This is a genomic window from Bradyrhizobium sp., from assembly GCF_016462955.1.
Classification (GTDB): Bacteria; Pseudomonadota; Alphaproteobacteria; order Rhizobiales; family Xanthobacteraceae; genus Bradyrhizobium.
The window spans coordinates 5,799-10,254 of the sequence record NZ_JAEMSD010000232.1 but is presented as its reverse complement, the minus strand read 5'-3'; the positions used below and the strand labels follow the sequence as shown (position 1 = coordinate 10,254).

General features: G+C 57.7%; 3 protein-coding genes and 1 pseudogene. 2 read left to right on the top strand and 2 right to left on the bottom strand.

All coding sequences use genetic code 11. From position 1 onward, the window contains the following. Positions 1-1,459 (top strand): annotated as a pseudogene (locus JHD07_RS22205) (vitamin B12-dependent ribonucleotide reductase); the annotation flags it as partial. Positions 1,460-1,554: 95 nt separating this feature from the next. Here the strand turns inward: JHD07_RS22205 and JHD07_RS22200 are convergent. Continuing rightward, complete coding sequence (locus JHD07_RS22200; protein ID WP_291625792.1) at positions 1,555-2,664, bottom strand: hypothetical protein; 1,110 nt, start codon at positions 2,662-2,664, stop codon at positions 1,555-1,557. Positions 2,665-2,758: 94 nt separating this feature from the next. Continuing rightward, positions 2,759-3,556, bottom strand: coding sequence for a hypothetical protein (locus JHD07_RS22195; protein WP_291625790.1), 798 nt, complete (start codon positions 3,554-3,556; stop codon positions 2,759-2,761). Positions 3,557-3,873: 317 nt separating this feature from the next. On the opposite strand from JHD07_RS22195, the gene JHD07_RS22190 reads away from it, so the two are divergent. Beyond that, a complete protein-coding gene (locus tag JHD07_RS22190) occupies positions 3,874-4,389 on the top strand; it encodes a ParB N-terminal domain-containing protein (protein ID WP_291625788.1) in 516 nt (171 codons plus the stop codon). Positions 4,390-4,456: the final 67 nt, after the last annotated feature.

Genomic DNA, 4,456 nt, shown 5'->3' with positions numbered 1-4,456 from the left:
GACCGCCTTCGACATCAAGTTCGCCTTCAACAAGTGGACCTTCGGCGAGGACTTCATTCGCGACCAGCTCGGCATCGGCGCCGAGGCGATCGCAGCCCCCGGCTTCGACCTGCTCCAGGCCGTCGGCTTCACCAAGCGCGAGATCGAGGCGGCCAACGTCCACATCTGCGGCGCGATGACGGTGGAAGGTGCCCCGCACCTCAAGGCCGAGCACTATCCGGTGTTCGACTGCGCCAATCCCTGCGGCAAGATCGGCAAGCGCTATCTGTCGGTCGAAAGCCACATCCGCATGATGGCGGCGGCGCAGCCCTTCATCTCGGGCGCGATCTCCAAGACCATCAACATGCCGAACGACGCCACGGTGGAGGACTGCAAGTCCGCCTACATGCTGTCGTGGAAACTGGCGCTGAAGGCCAACGCGCTCTATCGCGACGGCTCCAAGCTCAGCCAGCCGCTCAACTCGCAGCTCATCAGCGACGATGAGGACGAGGACGATGCGATCGAGTCGCTGCACGAGAAGCCGATGGCGGCGCGCGCCACGCATGTGGCCGAGAAGGTCGTCGAGAAGCTGGTCGAGCGCATCATCGTGATGCGCGAGCGCGAGAAGATGCCGGATCGCCGCAAGGGCTACACCCAGAAGGCGGTCGTCGGCGGCCACAAGGTCTACTTGCGCACCGGCGAATATGATGACGGCCGCCTCGGCGAGATCTTCATCGACATGCACAAGGAAGGCGCGGCGCTCCGCTCCTTCATCAACAACTTCGCCATCGCGGTGTCGCTCGGCCTGCAATACGGCGTGCCGCTGGACGAATATGTCGACGCCTTCACCTTCACCCGCTTCGAGCCCGCGGGCCCGGTGCAGGGCAACGACAGCATCAAGTACGCGACCTCGATCCTCGACTACGTATTCCGCGAGCTCGCGGTGAGCTATCTCAGCCGCTTCGACCTCGCCCATGTCGATCCCAACGAGACGGGCTTTGACGCGCTCGGCAAGGGCGTCGAGGAAGGCAAGGAGCCGGACGAGGACGGCGGCCACCACGCCACCAAGCTGGTCTCGCGCGGCCTCACCCGCTCGCGCACCGACAATCTCGTCGTGATGCGCGGCGGCTCGGCCGCCATCAGCCAGGGCAACGACAGCGCGCCCTCAGGCGGCAGCAAGGTCACGGCGATGGCCGCCCACGCCACCAGCGCCCGCCTCGGCGACGCCATCGAAGGCGCCGTCGCCCTGAAGCAGGAGGTCCAGCACGACCTCTCGCCGACGGAGAAGCTGGAAGCGCTGCAATGGAGCAAGGCCGGCAGCGCCGCGGTTGCGGCTCCGACCAAGGCCGAGCGCCGCGCGGAAGCGAAGGCGAAGGGTTACGAGGGCGAGATGTGCTCGGAGTGCGGCAACTTCACGCTGGTGCGGAATGGCACGTGCATGAAGTGCGATACGTGCGGCAGCACGACGGGGTGTTCGTGAGGGGGTAGATCGAGCCCAAAAGGTTGAAGTACGTATCGAGGGGGCGGCGATGGGCCGCCCTCTTTGCGAACGACGAGAAGTCTCAGCGGATCGCCCTAATCGCTCTGTCGCGCCATTTGCAACAGCGGCTTCCATTTTCTTCTAAACGCGCGCACGCCTGGCAGTTTGCTATCGAGGAGATGAAGTCTGTCGAGCACAGCCTTTAGCGCTCTTTGATTCTTAGCTGCGGCGTCTTTCCAGGCCTCAACCCAAATGAACTCGCCGGCTGGCCTGGCCGGCCATATGTCAGCGGCCGACACTTTTTCTGGCTGAGCGACACCTTCGATATGCAAAAGCAGAGCCTCAGTTTGGGCTGCCGAAAAATAATGTTCGGCCAGAACCTGCAGCAACATAGCTAAGTAATCTTCGTCCGAAAGTTCGTACCCTCCGAGTTCAAGCCCCGCCATTACCGATGAGAAAGACAGCCCCAACTCATCAGAGAAAAATTCACCTGATCGGATCAGCTCCAAAATGAACTCGGAAAATTGCGTTTTGTCACCGTCATATCCTACAGAACGCCAAAATCTCAGCGCCTCGGCCAAGACATGCCTTGTTCTACCAACCGCCAAATTTGATCCAAGCACGGCAAACAACCATTCGTTAGCCAAATGATAAATCCGCTCATCGATGGGAAGCATGTCCTTGAGCTTAAACCACACTACATCCCACCCACCGACTTCGAAGTTCTCCGGGTCAGATAGAACTCCAAACAATTCTTCAGCGTCCATCGCAGCCGTTTCGTCTGAGACAAGCGACTGAGGAGCATCCTTCGGAAGCTCCTTCGATCGAATCCGATTCCAGATTTTGTCGGTACTCTGAAAACTGAGCAGCTCAGCTTCAAGCCAGTGCGTCTTTTGGCTGGCCGCGGTAAAGTACTTTTCTGAAGTGGATCGCCACGCTTCATACTGTTGAGCTAGGGGAGCGCGGGCAATTCTCAAAAGCTGCAGCTTAAGCAGCGGAAATTCATCCAAAGTGGCGGCGTGCTGCTTTAAATAATCGTTGGTACCGTGCGGCTCTCCGCACCAAATGTCACCCTCAACCGAACGAAATGCGACCAGTCCGACCTTTCCAACATCGGCAAAAAGCGATCGACTCTCGTCAACAAAGTCAAAACGCTCATATTGATAGTAAGGAAAAAACTCTTCAATGTGATAGTGCTCGTCCATACTTTGGACTAAGGGCGTATTCGTCCCATCTTTGGAGAAAATAGGGACCAACATTCCAGGCCTGCCACCCGTTAGATCGATGTAACCGGAGACCCTAAACACGGTAGAACCCGTTCGATCGGAAGAAGTGATCTATCTTTTCGTAGATCGCGTAGTAGTAATAGTCTTTCTTCAGTGGATAGAGTGGATAGGTAATCAGCTCGGCGCCAAGTTCTTTTTCAACGTAAGTCACCACCTTTGGCGCTTCAATGTAAGCTTCAGGCAATACCACCGCCAACACGTTTTCTCGAATTAGCTCGAGTTGGTGGTCAGTCTGCAACTCGATCGCAAAACGCCGATCGTCTGTACTTCCTCCCTTCAAAGAAACCAGCTTGTGCAACGCTCTAATTTCTTCGTCAAGCACGCTAACGTCAAATCGGTTCTCAAAATCGCCCTTTGAACGCGGATTCAGGAGGAAGTAATTTCGGCTTGTTCCGAAAAAAGTGCCGACAATTTTCTCAGCAGCCTCATGGTCCTTCTCGACTTCGAACTCTTCGAGATCCATCATCGAAATGAAATGAGGATAGATACCAGAACGAAAGGCGCCTGTATCAAAGGGAAAGATGCGCTTTCGCTTTATTGAGTCGTATTTGACTACGAAGGACATTGGCAATTCCCAATAGTCAGGCTCAGCGTCCAAACTCCGCTTAAATGCCGGTCGCCCCAAAAAGAAGTAGGACAGCTTCTCACCTTCGAAGAACTTACAGGGTTGCGGTTCGATACGACCGGTCTTCATGAACTTCTTTATGAGATACGCTTCGGAGGAGTGCACTGCCGGAAGAGCTCGTCCCTTCTCAATTTGGTTTTTCTGCAGAAATTCGAAAAGTGAGCCCATGGCGAGAAATACGTTCAACTAAAAATTGTTCTGAGCATATTGGAGGCATTGCCATGGCGCAATCTGCTCGTGGTGCGAGCGCGTACGGCAACGCCGGTGGCAATCGCTAGGATGGGTAGAGCACTTGCGAGACCCATCCTATGTCCGCGCGTACGGCGATGGGTTTCGCTTCGCTTTACCCGTCCTACGACCTGTACCCCCATCGCAAGTTCCGGCTTCGATGCTAATCAATGCCCTTGCCCCCGAAATTACCCTTGCGGTCGAGCCCTTCCCTCCTAAACTCCCGACCTCACAGGCAGGCGTTCCGACGGGCCCAGTAGAAGCGGAGTCAACTTATGCCCAAACCGGAATCTTTCCCGATCGAAAACATCTTCGTTCCCACGAAGCAGAAGAAGGCCCTCAACCCCGCCACCGTGGCGGAGATCGCGGAAAGCATGCTGGAGATCGGACAACAGACCCCCATTTCCATCCGGCGCGACGGAGACCGCCTCGTGCTGGTCGAGGGGCTGCATCGGCTCGAGGCCTGCAAGGCGCTCGGCGAGACGACCATTCTCGGGATCGTCGTCACGGCGGAGTTTGCTCAAGCCAAGCCGCTTCTCGCCGAGCGACCCGAAGTCGAGGCGGAACGCATCAAGATGGCGCGATTGAAACAGTTGCGCCTGGAGAGGGAGGCCGCGGAGGCTGCGACGGCTGGCTTGAAAGGCGCCGGCGCATCACAGGCGCAGCGCGACCGTCAGGCCGCAGGCGCCCGCGGCAATCCGAAGGCGCCACTGGCCCGGATTACGAAATCGAAGCCGAAATCGCTGTCAGCCTGGATCGATCAGCAAAAGGGCAGCGGCGGCCGCTATTGATGGCCGGGCGCCGTCATTCCGGGGCGCGAGCGCTTGGGCGCGAGCCCGGAATCCATCGGGCGGCACG

Bases quoted from the DNA above. Each gene is read 5' to 3' on its own strand.
- JHD07_RS22200 (WP_291625792.1), bottom strand. From the start codon at position 2,664: ATGGACGAGCACTATCACATTGAAGAGTTTTTTCCTTACTATCAATAT.
- JHD07_RS22190 (WP_291625788.1), top strand. From the start codon at position 3,874: ATGCCCAAACCGGAATCTTTCCCGATCGAAAACATCTTCGTTCCCACG.